22 protein-coding genes are annotated in these 20,590 nt (G+C 69.6%); 6 read left to right on the forward strand and 16 right to left on the reverse strand.

The features are described 5' to 3' along the window. Window positions 1-165 precede the first annotated feature (165 nt). Window positions 166-636 carry a GNAT family N-acetyltransferase gene (locus tag DEJ05_RS16340; RefSeq protein ID WP_111111097.1) on the forward strand — a complete coding sequence of 157 codons (471 nt, stop codon included), beginning with the start codon at window positions 166-168 and terminating at the stop codon, window positions 634-636. 212 nt (window positions 637-848) lie between these two features. Here the strand turns inward: DEJ05_RS16340 and DEJ05_RS16345 are convergent, their stop codons facing one another. The 7 genes from DEJ05_RS16345 to DEJ05_RS16370 all read right to left on the reverse strand — a co-directional run bounded on the left by DEJ05_RS16345 (window position 849) and on the right by DEJ05_RS16370 (window position 7,929). Then, window positions 849-1,529: a DJ-1/PfpI family protein gene (locus DEJ05_RS16345; protein WP_111029354.1), complete on the reverse strand. Its 681-nt coding sequence runs from the start codon at window positions 1,527-1,529 to the stop codon at window positions 849-851. Window positions 1,530-1,721: 192 nt separating this feature from the next. Further along, the gene (locus DEJ05_RS17910; RefSeq protein ID WP_146245128.1) at window positions 1,722-2,372 is read right to left on the reverse strand and encodes an HNH endonuclease; all 651 of its coding nucleotides are present in this window, start codon (window positions 2,370-2,372) and stop codon (window positions 1,722-1,724) included. A gap of 167 nt (window positions 2,373-2,539) precedes the next feature. Continuing rightward, window positions 2,540-4,030, reverse strand: a complete 1,491-nt coding sequence (locus DEJ05_RS16350; protein ID WP_181433084.1) for an AAA family ATPase — start codon at window positions 4,028-4,030, stop codon at window positions 2,540-2,542. 405 nt (window positions 4,031-4,435) lie between these two features. Then, window positions 4,436-5,056, reverse strand: a complete 621-nt coding sequence (locus DEJ05_RS16355) for a DNA-3-methyladenine glycosylase I (RefSeq protein WP_111029352.1) — start codon at window positions 5,054-5,056, stop codon at window positions 4,436-4,438. 37 nt (window positions 5,057-5,093) lie between these two features. Then, window positions 5,094-5,510: a VOC family protein gene (locus DEJ05_RS16360; RefSeq protein ID WP_111029351.1), complete on the reverse strand. Its 417-nt coding sequence runs from the start codon at window positions 5,508-5,510 to the stop codon at window positions 5,094-5,096. Between the two features lie 390 nt (window positions 5,511-5,900). Then, a complete protein-coding gene (locus DEJ05_RS16365; RefSeq protein WP_027466303.1) occupies window positions 5,901-6,236 on the reverse strand; it encodes a hypothetical protein in 336 nt (111 codons plus the stop codon). Window positions 6,237-6,258: 22 nt separating this feature from the next. After that, the gene (locus DEJ05_RS16370; protein ID WP_071405106.1) at window positions 6,259-7,929 is read right to left on the reverse strand and encodes a sodium:solute symporter family protein; all 1,671 of its coding nucleotides are present in this window, start codon (window positions 7,927-7,929) and stop codon (window positions 6,259-6,261) included. 142 nt (window positions 7,930-8,071) lie between these two features. Here DEJ05_RS16370 and aroQ point away from each other — a divergent pair, with 142 nt between their 5' ends. Continuing rightward, entirely contained in the window at window positions 8,072-8,515 is a 444-nt protein-coding gene (aroQ, locus tag DEJ05_RS16375) for a type II 3-dehydroquinate dehydratase (protein ID WP_027466301.1), read from the forward strand. A 257-nt stretch (window positions 8,516-8,772) separates the two neighbouring features. Here the strand turns inward: aroQ and DEJ05_RS16380 are convergent, their stop codons facing one another. After that, window positions 8,773-9,369 carry an NAD(P)H-dependent oxidoreductase gene (locus tag DEJ05_RS16380; protein ID WP_111029511.1) on the reverse strand — a complete coding sequence of 199 codons (597 nt, stop codon included), beginning with the start codon at window positions 9,367-9,369 and terminating at the stop codon, window positions 8,773-8,775. Between the two features lie 88 nt (window positions 9,370-9,457). Here DEJ05_RS16380 and DEJ05_RS16385 point away from each other — a divergent pair, with 88 nt between their 5' ends. After that, window positions 9,458-9,925 carry an MSMEG_6728 family protein gene (locus tag DEJ05_RS16385; RefSeq protein ID WP_111029349.1) on the forward strand — a complete coding sequence of 156 codons (468 nt, stop codon included), beginning with the start codon at window positions 9,458-9,460 and terminating at the stop codon, window positions 9,923-9,925. A 3-nt stretch (window positions 9,926-9,928) separates the two neighbouring features. On the opposite strand, the gene DEJ05_RS16390 is transcribed toward DEJ05_RS16385, so the two are convergent. The 7 genes from DEJ05_RS16390 to DEJ05_RS16420 form a co-directional block, all read right to left on the reverse strand. Continuing rightward, a complete protein-coding gene (locus DEJ05_RS16390; RefSeq protein ID WP_111029348.1) occupies window positions 9,929-10,219 on the reverse strand; it encodes a hypothetical protein in 291 nt (96 codons plus the stop codon). A 218-nt stretch (window positions 10,220-10,437) separates the two neighbouring features. Beyond that, window positions 10,438-10,704, reverse strand: coding sequence for a hypothetical protein (locus DEJ05_RS16395; RefSeq protein ID WP_146245130.1), 267 nt, complete (start codon window positions 10,702-10,704; stop codon window positions 10,438-10,440). A gap of 79 nt (window positions 10,705-10,783) precedes the next feature. Then, window positions 10,784-11,923, reverse strand: coding sequence for a cysteine desulfurase family protein (locus DEJ05_RS16400; protein ID WP_111029346.1), 1,140 nt, complete (start codon window positions 11,921-11,923; stop codon window positions 10,784-10,786). Between the two features lie 2 nt (window positions 11,924-11,925). Further along, window positions 11,926-12,849: a carboxylating nicotinate-nucleotide diphosphorylase gene (nadC, locus tag DEJ05_RS16405; protein WP_111111099.1), complete on the reverse strand. Its 924-nt coding sequence runs from the start codon at window positions 12,847-12,849 to the stop codon at window positions 11,926-11,928. After that, entirely contained in the window at window positions 12,846-14,513 is a 1,668-nt protein-coding gene (gene nadB, locus DEJ05_RS16410; protein ID WP_111029344.1) for an L-aspartate oxidase, read from the reverse strand. Before nadB ends, nadC begins: the two co-directional genes overlap by 4 nt. A gap of 32 nt (window positions 14,514-14,545) precedes the next feature. Further along, window positions 14,546-15,817 carry a quinolinate synthase NadA gene (gene nadA, locus DEJ05_RS16415; RefSeq protein WP_111029343.1) on the reverse strand — a complete coding sequence of 424 codons (1,272 nt, stop codon included), beginning with the start codon at window positions 15,815-15,817 and terminating at the stop codon, window positions 14,546-14,548. An 8-nt stretch (window positions 15,818-15,825) separates the two neighbouring features. Continuing rightward, on the reverse strand, window positions 15,826-16,533 hold the full coding sequence (locus DEJ05_RS16420; protein WP_035808830.1) for an NUDIX domain-containing protein: 708 nt from the start codon (window positions 16,531-16,533) through the stop codon (window positions 15,826-15,828). Window positions 16,534-16,677: 144 nt separating this feature from the next. Here DEJ05_RS16420 and DEJ05_RS16425 point away from each other — a divergent pair, with 144 nt between their 5' ends. From DEJ05_RS16425 to DEJ05_RS16435, 3 genes are all read left to right on the forward strand, one after another. Further along, the gene (locus DEJ05_RS16425) at window positions 16,678-16,959 is read left to right on the forward strand and encodes an acylphosphatase (protein ID WP_071247546.1); all 282 of its coding nucleotides are present in this window, start codon (window positions 16,678-16,680) and stop codon (window positions 16,957-16,959) included. Window positions 16,960-17,126: 167 nt separating this feature from the next. Then, window positions 17,127-18,608, forward strand: coding sequence for an MDR family MFS transporter (locus DEJ05_RS16430; protein WP_111029342.1), 1,482 nt, complete (start codon window positions 17,127-17,129; stop codon window positions 18,606-18,608). Window positions 18,609-18,716: 108 nt separating this feature from the next. Next, on the forward strand, window positions 18,717-19,964 hold the full coding sequence (locus DEJ05_RS16435) for a D-arabinono-1,4-lactone oxidase (RefSeq protein WP_111029510.1): 1,248 nt from the start codon (window positions 18,717-18,719) through the stop codon (window positions 19,962-19,964). 24 nt (window positions 19,965-19,988) lie between these two features. On the opposite strand, the gene DEJ05_RS16440 is transcribed toward DEJ05_RS16435, so the two are convergent. Then, window positions 19,989-20,498 (reverse strand): 2'-5' RNA ligase family protein, encoded by a 510-nt coding sequence (locus DEJ05_RS16440; RefSeq protein ID WP_111029341.1) that lies wholly within the window; start codon window positions 20,496-20,498, stop codon window positions 19,989-19,991. Window positions 20,499-20,590: the final 92 nt, after the last annotated feature.

Below are 20,590 nucleotides of genomic sequence, written 5' to 3' on the forward strand. Positions count from 1 at the left end.
GTCGGGTTCCAAGGGCGGCTCCGCGGGCGCCGGCGGCAAGGCCAAGGCGAAGTCGCCCGGCAGCGGCAAGTCCGGCGCCGGCAAGAAGTCGAACACCGGCAAGGGGCCGACACCCGGACGCGGCAAGATGCGCGGGAAGCCGAGCCGGGGTTCCAAGGGCAACCGATGACGGACACGCGGCTGGCACTGATGCCGGCCACGCGCCTCCCGGCCTGGCTCCAGCGCACGATGGCCGAGTACGTCGAGTCCCGGATACAGGCGGGCGAGACCCGCGAGCAGGCCGAGGCGAACGAGCAGCAGTCACGGGACCGCTGGTTCCCGGGCGGGTCCCCCGCTGACGGGCACCTCGTGTGGGACGTCACCGACCAGGACGACACCGTCATCGGGTACCTGTGGATCGGACCGCTCACGCCGGGCAGCACCGACTGGTGGGTGTTCAACGTCGAGATCGACGAGGGACACCGGCGCCGCGGGCACGCACGGCGGGCGCTCGAGCTCGGGCACCGCGCAGCTGCGGAACACGGTGCGACGAGCATCGGGCTGAACGTGTTCGGCTACAACACCGGGGCGCAGGAGCTCTACGCGGCGCTCGGGTACCAGGTGACGTCGGCGCAGATGCGGAAGCCGCTGGTCTAGCGCGCGGCGGCCGGGCGGCGGCGGCTGCTGCTGCGGCTCCGCGGCTGCTGCGGCGGCCGCGGCTGCGGCTGCTGCTGCGGCTGCTCGGGTCACAACACCCCGCGTGCATGGCCCCGAGCGGTCACGAAGTGTCGACTGGCCGCGCGCGGAACGACGTGTCGTGACCACTCGGCGGAGACCAGCGGGGATTCGTGACCGTCCGAAGGTCCGCGTCAGCGCAGGACGGCTGCGGCGGCGCGGGTCACCCTCGCGCCGCGCGACTCCTCGGCTACTGCGCGGGCCCGGGTGACGACGACGGCGTCGGCGCGCTCGGCCGATCCGTGGTCGAACGGCGGTTGCGGGTCGTACTCGATCTGCAACTGGATCGCCTCGGCCGCGGGCTGTCCGGCGAGCTCGGCGGCGAGCCACAGCGCCATGTCGATGCCCGCGCTCACCCCGGCGGCGGTGACGACGGCACCGTCCCTTGCGATCCGAGCGTCCACCGGCTGCGCGCCGAAGGCCTCGAGCATCGGCTTCGAGGCCCAGTGGGTGGTAGCGCGTCTGCCGGCGAGCAGCCCGGCGGCGCCGAGCACGAAGGCACCGGTGCACACCGAGGTGACCCACGTCGCGTGCTCGGCCTGGCGCCGCACGAAGGCCACGACGTCCGGGTCGAGCATCGCGTCGAAGGCACCGTCACCACCGGGCACCACGAGCACGTCCGCGGGGCCTGCATCCCTGATCGTCACGGTGGGGACGAGCGCCAAGCCGCAGTCGCTCGGCACCGGGTCGAGCGTCGCCGCGACGTACTCGACGCGTGCGCCGGGCACGCGGCTGAGGACCTGCGCCGGACCGGTCAGGTCGAGCTGGGTCAGGTGCGGGAACAGCAGGAACGCGATCCGGATGTCGTCGGCCATGTCGTGACCATAGTCCCGGGGTTCACGTGCTCGTGCTCGTTCCTGCTCGTGTGCCTGGGCTGGGCTGGGCTGGGCTGGGCTCGCCTGTCAGCTCCAGACGCCGGAGGTCCCGCGCCGGTGGCTGCCCATCAGGTGGGTGTCTACGATGTCGGCCCCTTCCGTCGGCGTTGACATCGTGCTTGGTCGATCGAATCAGACACCCCAGTCGATTTCACGAGCCTTCACCAACCAGGCCCCGTATGACGCGGCCTCCCAACAATTGAGCCCCTTTCTCGTGAGCCGCGATTTAATTCTTTCGACGAGGACACTCTCGATGCTGCTCAACGGATAGTGGGACGCTTGACGCATTAGGTCACCCTTCAGGACATAAAACTCATCGAGAGCAAGCAACTTGTAGCGAGAATCTAGATCGGATTCCGAGAAAAAGATAGACAATCGAGCCCACTGACTATCAGTGTATCCCGGGTGGCGAATAGCCTCGAAGACCAGAGACTCGGGGTGATTTATATCTATAACGCGCGCATTTAGCCAGTGCTCATGAGCCGCCCATTTGTCGAAGAACGGACTTAAGCCCACAAAATTTCGACCTACGAGGCGATCCATGTTGCAGTCACGACAACAGGGCACCAAGTTCATCGGCTCGACTGACAAACGTGGATGTTCTGATTTCGGCACGGTGTGATCGAGAGTTTTTGCAACGTTGATTCTGCAGTAAGGGCAAAGGCCCTCCGCCGCGTCAATTAGTTTTCCGCGAAGAGCTTTCCCCGGCACGCTCCCAACAAGACGTGTCTCGTAGAGCCACGTCATATCCTCCTTCACGATAGGCGAGAAGGTGGTTGGCATCACACCCCCGGGGCTTCCGGCCAAAACGCTGGCCCTAAATGCGACTTCATCCGACTCAATGACAGCCTCATCTGCATCAATCCGACCCCTGCGAGCTGCACATGCAATGCCTGGAACTATCTTTTTACGCACTTCGCTTCCCGTCAATTGCACGGGAGCCAATAATTTCAAAGTACGCGCTCCGATTTGAGGTACATGGAGCGCAGAATAAGCTTGGCCTCGTCCCCAATTTCGCCGCCCAAGGAAGCCAGGGCGGCTTGGTAATCCGTGTTACGCTCGGCCGCCCCAGCGAGGATGCTGTGATATCCAGACTTGACCATGCTCAAGCCAAATATATCCCGAGTGAGAACCCCCACGTTCTCTCCAAAGGTTTCGGCTTCAGGCTGACGCACACCGGTATGGCCGTCGACGTTCCATAACTGCCATGCACACTGTCGCGGAACCTCCTGCAGGACCACTGGTGAGTGGGTCGCCACGAGTGCAAGTCCATTGATCTCCGACATCAGAGTTGACAACGCACGAGTAAAGGCCCCGAGAAGTGGTGGGTGCAAGTGACTCTCGGGCTCGTCGAGAAGCACCAGCGTGCGCTCGTCACAGAAACGCACAAGGTTCGCGAGGGTGAGAAGGACGATTTTATGGCCCGAACTCAGCGACTCGTAGTTCAGGTTCTGCAATGCCTCCGGGTTCGCGATATCGTGCGATTCGAGCACCGTGTCGGCTTCCGCCAGTAGCCGAAAGAGCCGAATGAGCCGACGAGCTCGATACTCTAAGCACGCCGCGACGAGCTTCGAAAAAACTTCCTGCTGCCCGATATGCGCGGTATTCCCTGCGTCAATCCAGGGAAGATGAACATTCTGCACTCGAAATTGTGCCTGATCGAGGTCTGAACGCTCCTCATCCTCAAATACATCAAACGCGCTGAAGCTCACCGAAACGACGCCGGAAATCAGCTCGCGATCGCGAACACTGAGGAATTCGGGTCGGTGCTTCTCGGGGTCGCTATTGTCAAGGGCCCATCGTACGTTCTTCAGCGCAGTCGTCTTACCTGCTCCGTTCGCTCCGATAATGACGTGCACGTTAGTAGGCAGAGAATGGGATGAGTCCGCCTCAAAAGCCATCAACGGAGAACTGGATTTGTCTTCTGGCCGAAGATAGTAGGTTAACGAGAACTGTTCATTTTTCTCCCCGCCCTTCAATATCCGGCGGAACTGATTCTCGACGGTAGGAATTGAAACGGATCGAAACAACGACTTCCGGACCACGTCTTCGAGGAGGAGGTCTTCTATGTTTCCGTCAAATTGCGTGAGATCCTGAACAGCTTCAAGAAACTCTCGGGCGGTATCGAGGTCCGTTTGACCGACAAGGTTCGCGTAAAATTCCGGATCTTGCCCTACCGAGAAGTACGAATCATCCAATTGATCGAACACTGCCGCGAGTGGGGTGAAATAGGTTTGCCCGAAAGCCCCATCAGACTTCATCCCCCTCTGACCGATCTTCGTGAGTCCGATGGAATGTCGTTGGGCGCCGTCCGCTATCTCTACCGCAAATGTAGTTCCGAAGCCATAGTCATCCCATTCACTTCTCGTCAAATGGACGACGATGTCCCCAATTGACCACGTTGCAGTCTCAGAGTTATCTACGACAAAAATGAGTGCCATCGATCGCGTCCCTCTCATTGAACTGGAGCACGATCAACTCTCGAGCAGCCAACGTGCGTACCATCAGTACAGTCTCGCACTCTTGCCACTAGCAGGGGTGGGCCCCACTCGGGTTCGGTACTTTTTGTAGGTGACTATGGAGTGTGCAGCGGGCAGGAGTCCGTCGCCGTGCATCAACGGCCGCCACTCTCGGTGTCCTGCGACATGTCTGCACGCAACGCCACCCCGGCGTCGGACATGGCCTGCATCGCCTCGGCAGCAGACCGGCCAACTATCTCAGCAGCGAGCGACCGCGCCATTCCGATGCCCGTCGTCACACCGACCGCTGTGACGACCGAGCGGCCAGGCGCGAGGGTTCTCGAACTCACGTGGCGACGCTCAACCTGCCCAATCAGGGCGCATCAGTCAGCTCCAGACGCCGGAGGTCCCGCGCCGGTGGCTGCCCATCAGGTGGGTGTCGACGATGCCGAGCGCTTCCATCAGGGCGTACATCGTGGTCGGACCGACGAAGGCGAAGCCGCGCTTCCGCAGCGCCTTCGACAGGGCGAGGGACTCGTCCGACTTCGTCGGGACCTCGGCGGACGACCGTGGCTCGGGGGTGGTCGTCGGCCGGAACGACCACACGAAGTCGGCGAGCCCGCCGTCCTGCCGCAGGGCGATCGTGGCGTTCGCGTTGGTGATCGTCGCGAGGATCTTCGCGCGGTTCCGGACGATCCCGGCGTCGGCCATCAGGCGTGCGACGTCGTCCTCGCCGAAGGCCGCGACGGTGTCGGCGTCGAAGTCCGCGAAGGCGGCCCGGAACGCCGGTCGTTTGGCGAGGATCGTGCGCCACGACAGACCGGACTGGAACGCCTCGAGCGAGAGCCGCTCGAACACACCGCGTTCGTCACGGACGGGCATGCCCCACTCGGTGTCGTAGTACTCGCGCAGGAGCTCGTCCGACGACGCCCAGACCGGCCGGGCGAGGCCGTCGTCGCCGGTGACGAGGTCGGGCACGGGCGGGGCGGCGACGGGCTCGGTGCTCATGCGACCATCCTGGCGGGCGCCGCCGACAGCCGATCACTCACTCGGCGGGCGGGCCGTCCTGCGTCGCCTGCTCGTCCATCCACACGTACTCCCAGCGGTGTCCGTCCGGGTCGGTGAAGCTCCGCTGGTACATGAAGCCGAGGTCCATCTCCGGGCGGTCTTCGATGCCGCCGGCAGCGACCGCGGCGTCGACGACGCGGTGGACGTCCTCCTTCGACGGGGCGCTGAGCGAGTTGATGACCTCGATCGTGTCGGCGTCGGCGATCGTCTTGTCCGTGAACTCGGCGAACTTCGCTGTCGTCAGGATCATGACGTAGATCGTGTCGGACACCACCACGCACGCCGCGGTGTCGTCGCTGAAGGCCGGGTTGATCGAGTACCCGAGTGCCTCGTAGAACGCCTTCGAGCGCTCGAGGTCCGTGACGGGCAGGTTGATGAAGACCATCGTGTCCATGGCGGTTCCTTTCGTCACGCTCAACCTGGACCCACCTGGAGCAGCGCGCAACCGTTTCGTGGGGGAACCAACCGGTACACAATATGCTGGTCGGACGCGGGCGTACGTGGACGAGTCAGAACCCGGTGGTGGACGGGACGAGCCGACGAGCCCGATCCTGGTTTGCTGACGCACGCCCCCGAAAGCGCAAATCCTCGGGCCCGCGCTGGCTGCAGGACATCCGAGGATCACTTTCGACCGAGCAGCACCCGATCGACATATCAATGCTACCCGCAACGCTCGGCCCCAGTCAAGGCGCCGGCCGCCGCGGCCGGAAACGACGAAGTCGCTGTCGTCCGACAGCGACTTCGTCGTTCCGCGTCTGGCCGGGGACGCCCGACCCGAGCGACCTCAGGCCAGCTCGCGTCCCTCGCCCGCCGCACGCTGGTGCGACTCGGCCTCGGCCTGGCCGATGATGTCCTCGGCGGGCACCGGGTTCAGGCGGTCCCAGAGGAAGAACAGGCCGCCGCCGACGAGCAGCGAGATCCCGACCCACAGGTTGATGTGGATCCCGCCGGTCTTCTCGGGGTCGGTGTTCCAGTGCACGATCCCGACGATGGTCGTGATCACGCCGTACAGCACGAACAGGCCGCCGAGGATGCGGCGCAGGTCGAGTCGGCGGGTGGAGCGGACGAGGGCTGCCTTCTGCTCCTCGGTCATCGCGCCGGGGGTGGTGGTGTCACTCATGAGAAGTGGTCTCCTTCGCGGATCAGAGGAACGGGAGGTACAGGACGACGCACAGGACGAGCGCGACGGTGCCGAGCAGTGCGGGCGAGCGGTACCAGGCGGTGTCCGTCGCGACCGAGTCGCCGTGCAGGTCGATCTTGCCCACGCCGTAGACGAGTCCCCCGAGCTCCTTCTCGTCCTTCGGCTTGGTGAGCATCGAGACGACGAAGCCGACGACCAGCACGGTGACGAACGAGATGATCGCGCCGTACAGGGTCTCCGCGGTCGCGGTGGCGAACAGGTCCGGGTTGACCAGGTAGGCGATCCAGGTGATCGTCGGGGTCACGATGCCGAGGACGTAGCCCCAGAGCGCACCCTGCGTCGTCATGCGCTTCCACAGCAGGCCGAGGATGAACACGGCGAACAGCGGTGCGTTGAAGAACGAGAACAGCGTCTGCATGTACGTCATGATGTTCGACGCCTGGGCCGCGATGAACGCGGTTGCGATGCCGACCACGACGCCGACGACGGTGACCCAGCGGCCGGTCTTCAGGTAGTGCAGGTCGGGCATGTTCGGGCGGATGTAGCGCTGCCAGATGTCGTAGGTGAAGACGGTGTTGAACGACGAGACGTTCGCCGCCATGCCGGCCATGAAGGACGCCAGCAGACCGGTCACCGCGATGCCGAGCACACCGGTCGGCAGGTACATCTGGATGAGCTTCGGGATCGCGTCGTTGTAGGTCAGCGTGCCGTCGGCGAACTGGTTGCCCACGACGGCCGCGGCGATGAGGCCCGGGATCACGACGATGGCCGGGATGAAGAGCTTCGGGATCGCGGCGATGAGCGGGGTGCGGCGGGCCGCGGACATGTTCTTCGCCGAGAACGCGCGCTGCACCTCGGTGAAGTTCGTGGTCCAGTAGCCGAAGCCGAGCACGAAGCCCAGGCCGAGCACGATGGCGAGCCAGTTGGCGCCGATCGGGTTGGTGACGTCACCGAAGCCGGTGCCGGCCCAGGCCTGCAGGTGCTGCACGCCCTGGGTCTCGGTGATGGCCTTCGACAGGCCGTCCCAGCCGCCGACGCGGTGCAGACCGACGATCGTCAGCGGGATGAGCCCGGCGATGATCACGAAGAACTGCATGACCTCGTTGTAGATCGCGCTCGAGAGCCCGCCGAGGGTGATGTAGACGAGCACGAAGCCGGCGGAGACGATGATCGCCAGCCACTCCGGCCAGCCGAGCATGGCCTCGATGACGATGGCCATCGCGTACAGGTTGATGCCCGCGATGAGCACGTTCGACACCGCGAACGCGATCGCGTTCACCAGGTGCGGCGCCTTGCCGAAGCGGCGCAGCATGAACTCCGGCACGGAGCGGACCTTCGAGCCGTAGTAGAACGGCATCATCACGAGCCCGAGGAACACCATCGCGGGCACGGCGCCGACGAGGTAGTAGTGCAGGGTGGCCATGCCGATCTGGGCACCGTTGGCCGCCATGCCGAGGATCTCGGTGGCGCCGAGGTTCGCGGACACGAACGCCAGGCCCGTGATCCACGCCGGCATCGAGCGGCCGGACAGGAAGAAGTCCATGCTCGTCCGGACCTGCTTGCGGGCGGTGAACCCGATCCCGATGACGACCGCGAAGTACACGATGATCATCAGGTAGTCGACCCAGCCCAAGTCGAGCCGGATCCCTTCGTTCGCTGCAGCGAGAACCATTCACATCTCCACGTCAGTGTGTTGCAGTCGACAACTCTGCCGACCCGGACGGAGACGTTACACCGATTTGTGACCGTTCACATAGCCAGCGCATGCATCGTCCGAGCCGCGCAGCGCTCCCCCGGTTCGCTACGCTCGGCCCATGACCGACGCGTCGCGCATCCTCGTCCTCAACGGCCCGAACCTCGACATCCTCGGGCGCCGCGACCCGGAGCAGTACGGCACCGTGACGCTCGCCGAGATCGAGGCGATCGTGCACACCGAGGCGGCCGTGCACGGGCTCGAGGCCGACTTCCGCCAGACGAACCGCGAGGGCGAGCTGGTCGAGTGGCTGCACGAGGCCCTCGACGACTTCGCCGCGGTCGTCATCAACCCCGCCGCCTACGCGCACACCTCGGTCGCGCTGCACGACGCGGTGGAGGCCCTGTGGGTCCCCGTCGTCGAGGTGCACCTGTCGAACACGTGGAAGCGCGAGCCGTTCCGCCACGTCGACCACGTCGCCACCGCCGCGACGGCGGTCATCGCCGGCGCGGGCGCCGACGGCTACCGCCTGGCGGTCGCACACGTCGCGTCCCTGCTCGGCTGAGCCAACGACGGACTGGGCCCACGCCGCCGGTACCGGGCGGACGCGCCAGCGGCCGACCGGCCGTGCCGGTGGGGAGAGGCCCGTGGCGGCGTCGCCACGGGCCTCCCGTCCGCCATCTGGTCACGCTGGGTCGCGCCCGTTCCTTCCCATGGCACGCGCGATGCCAGGTGGTTCCGGGCATACCTGGTGAGAACTTTCGACCAGGGACGCCCGGAACCACCAGGGACGCCCGGAAGAGCCGGGCGCGCGCACGAGGATCAGAACTCGGCGGGGCGCCGCACGTCGGTCAGGCCGGCGGTGGCGAAGCCGCCGCGGATGAGCGGCACGGCCCGGCGCACGGCCTGGTCGATGCGGAGCTCGAGGTCGACGCTCGCGATGTCGTAGCCACCCTCGCGCTTGGTGAAGTCCCGCTCGTTGCCGAACACCCCGAGCGGCAGGGTCGTGGACTGGAAGAACCCGAACAGCGGGCGCATCTGGTGCTCGACGAGCAGGGCGTGCCGGTCGCTGCCGCCGGTGGCGGTCAGGAGCACCGGGGTGTCGACGAGGTCGTACTGCCCGACCCAGTCGAAGAAGAGCTTGAAGGCGCCGGAGTAGGCCGCCCGGAAAGCCGGGCTGCCGACGACGAGCACGTCCGCGGCCTCCACCGTCTCGAGGGCCAGGCGGGTGCGGTCGGACATCGTCTCGCGACCCGAGGCCGCTCCGAGGTCGGCGAGCAGCGGGCCGATCTCGATCGTCTCGGTCCGGGCACCGTCGATCTCCTCGGCCAACCGGGCCACCGTCGCCGCGACCAGGGTCGAGGTCCGCGAGGGGTCCGATGGGCTGCCACTGACGCCGACGACCAGTTCTCCGCTCATGCGGTCGATGCTCACACGCTGCCGGGGCGGGCGGCACGTTCGTGACGACATGTGTCGGGTGCCAGTCGGTCGGGGTAGCGTCCGCGCCATGCAGACCTTCCTGCCGTACGCCGACTTCCGGGCATCCGCCGAGGTCCTCGACGACCGGCGGCTCGGCAAGCAGCGCGTCGAGACCCTGCAGGTGATGCGCGCACTGACGCTCCCCGACTACGGCTGGCAGCACCACCCGGTGACGGCGATGTGGCGTGGCTACCGTCCGGCGCTGATGGCGTACCAGGAGGCCACGTGCCGCGTCTGGGCCGAGCGCGGGTACGCCGACACGTGTCTCGAGAAGACCCTGCTCGACCTGGGCCGTGTGCCGGAGGACCTGGCGGCGTACGAGCGCGGCGACGTGCCGGTCCCGCCGTGGAACGACGACGAGGCCCTGCACGTCTCGCACCGCTCGAAGCTCGTGCAGAAGGCGCCGGAGCACTACCGGGAGCTGTTCCCGGACGTGCCGGACGACCTGGACTACGTCTGGCCGGGGACACCCGAACCGGCGACGCACACCGCCTGACCGTCAGGCGACCGGGATCCAGCGACCGCCCTCGCGCCGGGTGACGACGTCGGAGCGGATCTCGACCACGTCCCGCAGCCCGTAGACGGCGGCGTCGCGGACGGCCGCGGCGGCACGGTCGTCCTCGGCCTCGAAGCGCACGACGGCACAGGGGACACCACGGAGCAGCCGGACGTCCTCGGCCTCGACCACGGCGTGTTCGCGCACGAGGGCGGCCGCGGCGGGCAGGACGGCGTCCGGGGCGGTGCCGGGCGCGAGGGCACCGATCGCCAGGGTCGCACGGTACGAGGGCATGCGACGACGCTACCGGGGAACCGGATCCCGCCGTGGGCTGCAGGGGAACCGACGCCGCTCAGGGGTGCGGACGTCGACCCACGGCGGGATCGCGGTGTACGGCGGGACACGACGACAGGGGGAACGTCGCGCCCCGCGCCGGACGTCGATCAGGGGGTCGACATCCGGTCTGGGTCCACCGCGCGGCTCGGTTCAGGGGAACCACACGGTGGTGGACCTCAAGGGTGTTCGGTGTCCTCTCGGTACCGGTCCGCCTCGGTCGGTGCGGGCATCGACCGGTGGGCGGCGGGTGGCCGGACCATCGGGAGCAGGGCACTCCCGGCGGTCGCGAGCGCTCCGACCACGGCGATGATCCCGAGCGGGGCCGTGCCGAGGTCGTGCTGCGCTGCCAGGGCGAGCGCGACGAGGGTGGCCGGCGCCGGCAGGAGCTGCACCGCTCGGAAGCGGTCGTCCCGTCGTGTCCGGGTCATCATCGCGTTTGCCATGACGACACTCTGACGCAGATCGGTTGTCCGCAGAAGGGGGGACACGTACCCAGAGATGGAGTAGAACGTCTAGTACACCTCAGCCGAGGGCGCGGACGGTCGCCACGGCCTCGGCCACGGCCCCGACGACGACCGGGACGTCGTCGGCCGTGAGCGCCGCGTCGAACGTCAGACGGAGCGCGGTGCGCGCCACGCCCTCGGGGATCCCGAGCGCCGTGAGCACGTGGGAGGCCTCGGTGCTGCCCGCAGCACAGGCACTGCCCGACGACGACACCACGTCGCGCTGCTCGAGCTCGAGCAGGACGGTCTCGCCGTTGACGCCCGGGAAGCAGAACGACGCGTGCCCGGGCAGCCGGTGCTCCCGCGACCCGGTGACGAACGCGCCGGGGACCGCGGCGAGCACGCCGTCGAGCACCGCGTCGCGCACGGTGGTCGCGGTGCCCTGCCCCGACCGCACCGTCTCCGCCGCCAGCCCGAGGGCGGTCGCCACCGCCACGGCACCGGCCACGTCCTCGGTGCCGGACCGCCGCCCCCGTTCCTGTCCCCCGCCGTGCAGCAGCGGCTCGAGCGGGACGCCGGCGCGCACGGCGAGCACGCCGGTGCCCTTCGGGGCGCCGAGCTTGTGCCCGGACAACGACAGCGCGTCGACGCCCAGCACCCCGAGACCGATCGGCAGCCAGGGCGCGGACTGCACGGCGTCGGTGTGGAACCGCGCCCCGACCTCGTGCGCCACCGCCGCGAGCGCGGGGACGTCCTGCACGGTGCCGATCTCGTTGTCGGCGTGCGCGATCGAGACGAGCGTGGTGTCCGGGCGGAGTGCCGCGCGCAGCACCGCCGGGTCGACGCGGCCGTCCGGGCCGACGGGCAGCACGGTGACGTCGAAGTCGTGGAAGCGGGCGAGGTACGCGCAGCTCTCCAGCACGGCCTCGTGCTCGATGGCGCTCGTGACGACGTGCCGACCGCGGGGCGCGGCGAGGGCGATCCCCTTGATCGCGGTGTTCGCCCCCTCGGTGCCGCCGGTGGTGAAGACGACCTCGGCGGGCCGGCACCCGAGCACCCCGGCGACGGCGGTCCGTGCAGCGGTGAGTCCCCGCGCGGCCTCGTCTCCGACCCCGTGCGTCGACGAGGGGTTGCCGAACACCCCCGTCAGGTAGGGCCACATCGCCTCGAGCACCTCGCGGCGGACCGGGGTGGTGGCGGCGCGGTCCAGGTAGAACACGACTAGTCCCGCACGGGCACCGCGACGTGCTCCGTCGGCACCGCGACGTGCTCGGGCACCGCGACGTCGATGTCGAGCCCGAGGTCGAGCGCCCGCGCCGAGTGGGTCAGCGCCCCGACCGAGATGACGTCGACGCCGGTGGCCGCGATCGCCGCGACGGTGTCGAGCGACACGCCTCCCGAGGCCTCGACGAGCGCGCGTCCGGCGACGATGCCGACCCCGGTCACGAGTTCGTCCGGGGTGAAGTTGTCGAGCATGATCGTGTCGACCCCCGCCGCGACGACGGGTTCGATCTGGTCGATGCGGTCCACCTCGACCTCCACGTGCACGGTGTGCCCGAGCCGCTGGCGGGCCTGGGCGATCGCGTCGCCGATGCCGATCCCGCCGGCCAGGAGCACCGCCAGGTGGTTGTCCTTGGCGAGCACGGCGTCGGAGAGCGAGGTGCGGTGGTTGTGTCCGCCGCCGCACCGGACGGCGTACCGCTCGAGTGCTCGGAGGCCCGGCGTCGTCTTCCGGGTGTCGACGATCCGCGCCGAGGTGCCCGCGGCGGCCGCGACGTGCGCCGCGGTGGTCGTCGCGATGCCCGACATCCGCTGCACCAGGTTGAGGGCGACCCGCTCGGCCCGCAGCACGGCACGTGCCGACCCGGTCACGGTCGCGAGGACGTCACCCGCCGCGAAGTGCGTCCCGTCGGCGACGTGCACGACGGCGTGGATCGACTGGTCGACGGCGTGCATCACGGCGACGAACACCGCGCCGCCACTCAGCACGCCGGGCTCGCGCGCGCCGAGGGTCGCGGTCGCGGTCGCCTCGGCGGGGATGAGGGTCTCGCTGGTGACGTCGCCCCAGGGCGCGTCCTCCTCGAGCGCGGTCTCGATCACGCGACGGAGCGCGTGCGGCGGGATGGTGCCGGGGTCGGTGGTCATGCGGGTACCTCCTGCGGGACGGCTGCGGAGCCGTCGGCGCGTTCGTCCGTGTGCTCGTCGGGCTGTGCATCGGTGTGGTCGGCCACCCAGGCGTACGAGGCCGGGGCGGTGGGGTCGGTGTCGGGGTGGTCGGTGCGGGCGTGCGCCCCGCGGGACTCGGTGCGGGCCTCGGCGGCGAGCGCGACGAGTCGCGCCAGGTCGAGCAGCGCACGGTCCTCGTGCTCGCGCACGCCGCCGCCAGTCGGCGCGGTCAGCGCGTCGAGGTCGCGGCGCGCGCTGGCCAGCCCGACGGCGTCACGGAGCAGCCCGACGCGGTCCGTCATGACGGACTGGACCGCCTGCCGGACGGCACCGACGTCGTCGAGGTGGGTCGCGCCTCCAGGCAGGGTCGGACGGGAGGCGCGGATCGCGTCGGCCGCTCGGGGCACGCTGGTGACGTGGAGACCGGCGTCCCCGCGCAGGCGGAGCAGGCCGGGTCGCGGTGCGGCGACCGCGTCCGCTGCGCGGACCGCGAAGACGAGCCCCTCGAGCAGGGAGTTCGAGGCGAGCCGGTTGGCGCCGTGGACGCCGGTGCAGGCGGCTTCACCGACGGCGAGGAGTCCGGGCAGGCTGGTGCGGCCCTCGGCGTCGGTGGCGATGCCGCCCATCGAGTAGTGCGCGGCCGGTGCGACCGGGACGCCTTCGCGGGTCCAGTCGAACCCGGCGGCGCGGGTGGCCCGGCTGAGTCCGGGGAACCGCGTGACCAGGAACCCGGCGTCGAGGCCGGTGGCGTCGAGGAGCACGGGTGCGCCGCCCTGGTCGCGCACCGCGGCGGCGATCCCCCGGGCGACGACGTCACGCGGGGCGAGCTCGGCGTCCGGGTGCACGTCGGTCATGAAGCGGTTCCCGGCGGCGTCGCGGAGGACGGCGCCCTCACCGCGGACGGCTTCGGACACCAGGCCGCCACCGGGGACGGCCAGCCGTGTCGGGTGGAACTGGACGAACTCCAGGTCGGCGAGGACGGCGCCTGCGCGCCAGGCGGCGGCGACCCCGTCGCCCGTCGCGACCAGGGGGTTCGTCGTCTCGCGGTACAGGTGTCCGGCTCCCCCGGACGCGATGACGACGGCGTCGGCGTCGAGCCGGCGGGGTTCGCCGAGCAGGTCGAGGACGTCGACGCCGACGACCACGCCGCCGCGGACGACCAGGTCGGTCAGGCTCGTGCGCTCCAGGATCGTGACGTGCCGTCGGTGCAGTGCTGCGATGAGGGTGCGTTCGATCGCGGCTCCCGTCGCGTCACCGTCGGCGTGCACGACGCGCCACCGGCCGTGCGCGGCTTCTCGCCCGCGGGCGAGGTCGTCGCCGTACCGGTCGAGGGTCGCCGGGTCCGACGACCGGTCGAAGGGCACCCCGAGGGCGAGCAGGTCGCGGACGCGGGCCGGCCCGTCGGTGCACAGGACCTCGACGGCCCGGGCGTCGGCGCTGCCCGCCGCCGCGACGTGGGTGTCGGCCTGGTGCAGCGCCGCGGAGTCGTCGGCACCGAGCGCCACCGCGATGCCGCCCTGGGCGTACGCGGTGGCGCTGTCGGCGAGCGCCCCCTTCGTCACCAGGGTGACGTCGTGCAGGGCACTGGCGCGGATCGCTGCGGTCAGGCCGGCGATGCCGGAGCCGACGATGACGACGTGCACGGTGGTCTCCCTCGTTCGGTCGGGTCCGCGTCTCAGCCGCGCGGCTTGGCGGCGAGCATGCGCTCGAGCGCGACCTTGGCGTCGGCCTGCACGTCGGCGGGGACGACGATCTCGTTGAGGACCTCGCCGCGGACGAGTGCCTCGAGCACCCAGGCGAGGTAGCCCGGGTGGATCCGGTACATCGTCGAGCAGGGGCAGACGACCGGGTCGAGGCAGAAGATCGTGTGCTGCGGGTACTCGGCGGCGAGCCGGTTCACCATGTTGATCTCGGTGCCGATCGCGAACGTCGTCGGCTCGGTGGCCGCGGCGACGGTCTTCCGGATCAGGTCGGTGCTGCCGGCGTGGTCGGCGGCGTCGACGACGGCCATCGGGCACTCCGGGTGCACGATGACCTGCACGCCCGGGTGCTCGCGGCGGGCCTGGTCGATCTGGTCGACGGTGAAGCGGCGGTGCACCGAGCAGAAGCCGTGCCAGAGGATGACCTTCGCCGCTTCGAGGTCGCTCGTCTCGTTGCCGCCGAGGGGCTTCCGGGGGTTCCACATCGGCATCAGGTCGGTGCTGATGCCCATCGCCTTCGCGGTGTTGCGGCCGAGGTGCTGGTCGGGGAAGAACAGGACGCGCTGCCCACGCTCGAAGGCCCACTCGAGCACGGTCGCGGCGTTCGACGAGGTGCAGACGATGCCGCCGTTGCGACCGCAGAAGGCCTTGAGGTCGGCGGCGGAGTTCATGTAGGTGACCGGGATCACGGGCACGCGGCCGTCGGCGTCGGGCTCGGTGCCGTACACCGCCGTCAGCTCCGCCCACGCCGCCTCGACGCTGTCGATGTCGGCCATGTCGGCCATCGAGCAGCCGGCGGCCAGGTTCGGCAGGATCACGCGCTGGTCGTCGCGCGCCAGGATGTCGGCGGTCTCGGCCATGAAGTGCACGCCGCAGAACACGATCGCCTCGGCGTCGGGTTTCGTCAGGGCGGCGTTCGCGAGCTGGAACGAGTCGCCGAGGAAGTCCGCGTGCCGGACGACCTCGTCGCGCTGGTAGAAGTGCCCGAGGACGACGACCCGGTCGCCGAGGGTGGCCTTCGCCCGCTCGATGCGCTCGTGGAGCTCGTCGGTCGGGGCCGTCTTGTACTCGTCGGGCAGGACACCCTGGCGCGGGGCACTCGTCGGGATGACGTCGGACATCGACGACCCAGGGCCGTACCCGGGGCGGGAGTCGAAGTCCCACGTCGGCATCGCGAGGTCGGGCGTGCAGGTGCTGCCGCCGGCCTTGCCGTTGGAGATGAGTTCGATCGTCGTGGCGATGGACACGGGGCTTCCTATCGGTTCCGCTGCTGGTGCTGATCGGCCCCGGTCTGCAGCGGGCCGTTGTCCGCGTAGGCCAGGTCGGGGTTCGAGCGGTACAGGCGGGCCGGACGGTGCCGGCCCCCGCTCGTGGTCTCGTCGGTCGGCAGGACCGCGTCGGTCTTCTCGACCTGCCGACGGAAGTTCGCGGGGTCGAGTGCACGGCCGAGCACCGCCTCGTACACGCCGCGGAGTTCGGCGAGGGTGAAGCGGTCGCCGAGGAACGCCTGCGCGATCCGCGAGTACGACATCTTGTTGCGCAGCCGCCACAGGGCGTACTCGACGATGCGGTCGTGGTCGAAGGCGAGCGGCGGGTGCTCGTCGGCCAGGAACCACCGGACGTTCCAGTCGTCGGGCACGACGTTCGCCTCGTCCGGGTGCACGAGTGCCCAGTACACGATCGACACCACGCGGCTCGGGGAGCGTCCGACGTCACCGAACGCGTAGAGCTGCTCGAGGTACCGCGGCTGGACGTTCGTCGTCTCACGCAGTCGGGCGGCCGCGGAGTCCTCGAGGCCCTCGTCGTCGCCGACCCAGCCGCCGGGGAGCGCCCAGGAACCCTCGAACGGTTCGGCGACGCGACGGACGAGCGGCATCCACAGCGCCGGGGCCCCGGTGTCGGGGTGCGGGCGCAGTGCGACGATCACGGTGGAGACCGCGACGCGGATGCCTGCTTCGTCCATGGTGGAGATAGTGTCAATCTGACTCGAAGTGTTCGGGTTGGGATGACACTATCACTGCCGACGCGGCGCGCTCGTCACGAGCCGGAAACAGATCGTCACGGGGCCGAAAACTCCCGGAGGGCCGTCGCGGTTAGCGTGGAGGACATGACGACGGTGACGAGGGTGCATGCCGTGGTGTCGGGGACGGTCCAGGGGGTCGGCTTCCGGTACTGGACCGCTCGGAAGGCGGACGGGCTCGACCTCGTCGGCTACGCGAGGAACCTCTGGGACGGCACGGTGGAGGTCGAGGCGGAGGGGCCCTCGGTCGCCGTCGACTCGTTGGTCGAGTGCCTGCGCACCGGGCCACCGTCGGCGACCGTGACCGACGTCAGCCTGCGGTCGGTGGTACCGCACGGCGACGCCGACGGGTTCGCGATCCTGCACTGAGCCGACGTGCGTGGGAGCTGCGCCGGCGACCGGCGTGCTCGGCACCGATCGTTCACCTGCGGATGTCGGAGCGAAGCGGAATAATCGCATCCACTCAGGGAGTTGGCCTGTCTGCGCGTCCTGCGCCACACCCGTTCCACCCGTCGTGACCCACCAGGAGCACCCGCATGACCCAGGCCGTCGATTCCGCCCCCCGCACGGGAAGCGTCTCGCAGCCGTCCGCTGCCGAGACCCGACTCGTGATCGGGCTGCTGCTCGTCTCCGCGTTCGTCGTCATCCTCAACGAGACCATCATGGGCGTGGCCCTGCCCCGGCTCATGGACGACCTGGACATCAGCGCCGCGACCGGCCAGTGGCTGACCACCGGCTTCCTGCTCACCATGGCGGTCGTCATCCCGATCACCGGGTTCCTGCTGCAGCGCTTCAACACCCGACCGGTGTTCGTCTGGGCGATGGGCCTGTTCTCGGTCGGCACGCTGATCGCCCTGCTCGCGCCGGGCTTCACCGTCCTGCTCGTCGGCCGCATCGTGCAGGCCAGCGGCACCGCGATCATGATGCCGCTGCTGATGACGACGGTCCTGACCCTGGTCGACCCCGCGCACCGTGGCCGCATCATGGGCAACATCTCGATCGTCATCTCGGTTGCTCCGGCCATCGGCCCGACGATCTCCGGCCTGATCCTCAACGCGTTCTCGTGGCGCTGGCTGTTCGGCTTCGTGCTGCCCATCGCGATCGCGGCGCTCATCCTCGGCATGGTCAAGGTGCAGAACGTCTCGACGCCGCGCAAGGCACCGATCGACGTCGTCTCGGTCATCCTCTCCGCCTTCGCGTTCGGCGGCATCGTCTACGGCCTGTCCAGCATCGGTGAAGCCGGCACGACCGGTCCGCTCGTCCCGGTGACCGCCCTGGTCGTCGGCGCCGTGGCCCTCGCGGTGTTCATCGTCCGGCAGACGCGCCTGCAGCGCACCGACAGCGCCCTGCTCGACCTGCGCACCTTCCGCACCCGTGGCTTCACGGTGCCGATCGTCGCGATGGGCCTGAGCTTCATGGCGATGTTCGGCACGCTCATCCTGCTGCCGATCTACCTGGAGCGCGTCCTCGGCCTCGATGTCCTGCAGGTCGGCCTGCTGCTGCTCCCCGGTGGCTTGCTGATGGGCCTGCTCTCCCCCATCGTCGGTCGCATCTACGACCGCCGCGGCCCGCGCGTGCTGCTCATCCCCGGAGCGATCATCGTCAGCGCCGTGCTCTGGGCGCTCTCCACCGTGGGTGTCGACACCAGCGTGTGGTTCGTCCTCGGTGCGCACGTGGTGCTGAGCATCGGCCTGGCCCTGACCTTCACGCCGCTGTTCACCGCGGCGCTCGGTGGGTTGCCCCCGAAGCTGTACTCGCACGGCAGCGCGGTGCTCGGCACGGCGCAGCAGCTCGCCGGTGCGGCGGGCACGGCCCTCTTCGTCACGCTGCTGACGATCGGTGCGGCCACCGCCGTCGAGGGCTCCGGTGCCCGTGGGGTCCAGGTGGCCACCGCGTCGGGCGTCGGCACCGCCTTCATGGTCGGCGCGATCATCTCGCTGTTCGGCATCCTCGCTTCGGTGTTCGTCCGCCGGCCCGAGGTGCCCGAGGGCGCGCCGACGCCCCCGCCCGTGCACTGACCGACGAGCCTCGCGCACCGACCGACGAGCCGGGCCGGACGCCGGACCCGTGACGGGACCGGCGCCCGGCCCGCGCCCGTCTCCGGACCGCGTGGCAGGGTGGGCGCCATGCGGTCGACGACGAGCGAGCTCAACTGGTCCGGCACGGTCACGTACACGGCCGAACGGGTCGTCCGCCCGTCGTCGATCGACGAGGCCGCCCAGGTCGTGGCCGACGCCGATCGGGTGCACGGCCTCGGCACCCGGCACTCGTTCAACGACGTCGCCGACACCGCCGGCACCCTGCTCGACCTGACCGGGATCCCCACCGACCTGGTCGTCGACGCCGAGCACAGCACCGTGACGCTCGGGGCCGGCACCCGGTACGGCGACGTCGCGGCCGACGTGGACCGTGCCGGGTTCGCGCTGCACAACACGGGGTCCCTGCCGCACATCTCGGTCGGGGGTGCGGTCGCGACGGGCACCCACGGTTCCGGCACGGCACTGGGCTCGCTCGCCACCGCGGTGCGCGCGTTCGAGGTGCTCGGTCCGGACGGCTCCGCCCGGACGATCGACCGGACGGACACCGCGTTCGACGGCGCTGTGCTGCACCTCGGACTGCTCGGCATCGTGACCCGGGTGACCCTCGACGTCGAACCGTCCTACCGGATGCGTCAGGACGTCTACGGCGCGATCCCCTGGGACACCTTCACGGCGAACGTCGCTGACGTGCACGCCGCCGCGTACTCGGTGTGCGCCTACACCGTGTTCGGCGATGCGATCACCGAGGTCCTGGTGAAGTCGCGCGTCCCCGAGGGCGCCGAGGACGTGCCGGTCCCGGAGACCCTGGCCGGCGCACGGCGCCTGCCCGGCACCCCCGGCGACGACCACCGGACCGCGCGCGACGGCTCGGTCGGCCCGTGGTGGGACCGCCTGCCGCACTTCCCGATCGGGTCCGTCCCGAGCCACGGGTCCGAGGTGCAGAGCGAGCACTTCGTCCCGCTCCGGCACGCGGCGGCCGCCCTCGACGCGCTCCGGGGGCTCGCCGACCGGATCCAGCCGCACCTGCACGTCTGCGAACTCCGGACGATGGCCGCGGATGACCTCTGGCTCAGCCCGACCCAGGGCGAGGACGTCCTCTGCATCGCGTTCACCTGGAAGAAGCACCCGACCGAGGTCGCCGCGCTCCTGCCCGACCTGGAGTCCCGGCTCGCGGCCTTCGACGGCCGACCGCACTGGGGCAAGATGAGCTCGCTCGACCACGCGGCGATCGCCGGGCTGTACCCGCGGCTGGCGGACTTCCGCGACCTCGTCGCCCGGGCCGACCCGGAGCGGACGTTCGCATCCGCGTTCGGCGAGCGGGTGCTCGGGACCTGACCCGGGCCTCCAGGCCGTGCCCCGCTAGTCGGTCGTGAACGCGAGCGGCGTGATCGTCCGCGTCTCGCCGTCCCAGTGCCGCACGCCGCCGACGTCGAGCGTCTCCGGCAGCGGCACGGCGCGCAGCGCAGCGACGGCGCGCGGCAGGTCCTCGTCGCGCACCCGACGAGCCAGCGTGACGTGCGGCGACCAGTGCCCGGGCACCGACGTCTCGACGCCGCCGGGGGCGACCGCGTGCACCTCTCCGTGGAAGGTCGTGAGCGCCGCGTCGAGGACCACGGCGCGCACGAGCACCGACCGACCGGCACCCGCGGGGAAGAGCAGCAGCCCGCCGAGCCGGATCGCGGTCGGGACCGACGTGCGGAACCCCGCCGGCACGGGCAGCGAGTCGCCGGCGGCCAGGGTGACGTGCGGGGCGTTCGACGGCGACGGGTGCCGACCGAGGCTCGGCAGGTCGGCGTCCATCAGGGCCTGCCAGGCGGACCGCACGGCGGCGTCCGACTCCGGGCCGAGGACGAGTTCGATGCTGCGCACGATCCGAGTCAACCAAGTCGTGTCGGGACGCGTGCTCCGACGCAGGCGGCACGGATCGAGTGCTGCGTAACACGACGGAACGGAACTCGCTC

Origin of the sequence: Curtobacterium sp. MCLR17_045 (assembly GCF_003234405.1) — a bacterium.
GTDB lineage: Bacteria > Actinomycetota > Actinomycetes > Actinomycetales > Microbacteriaceae > Curtobacterium > Curtobacterium flaccumfaciens.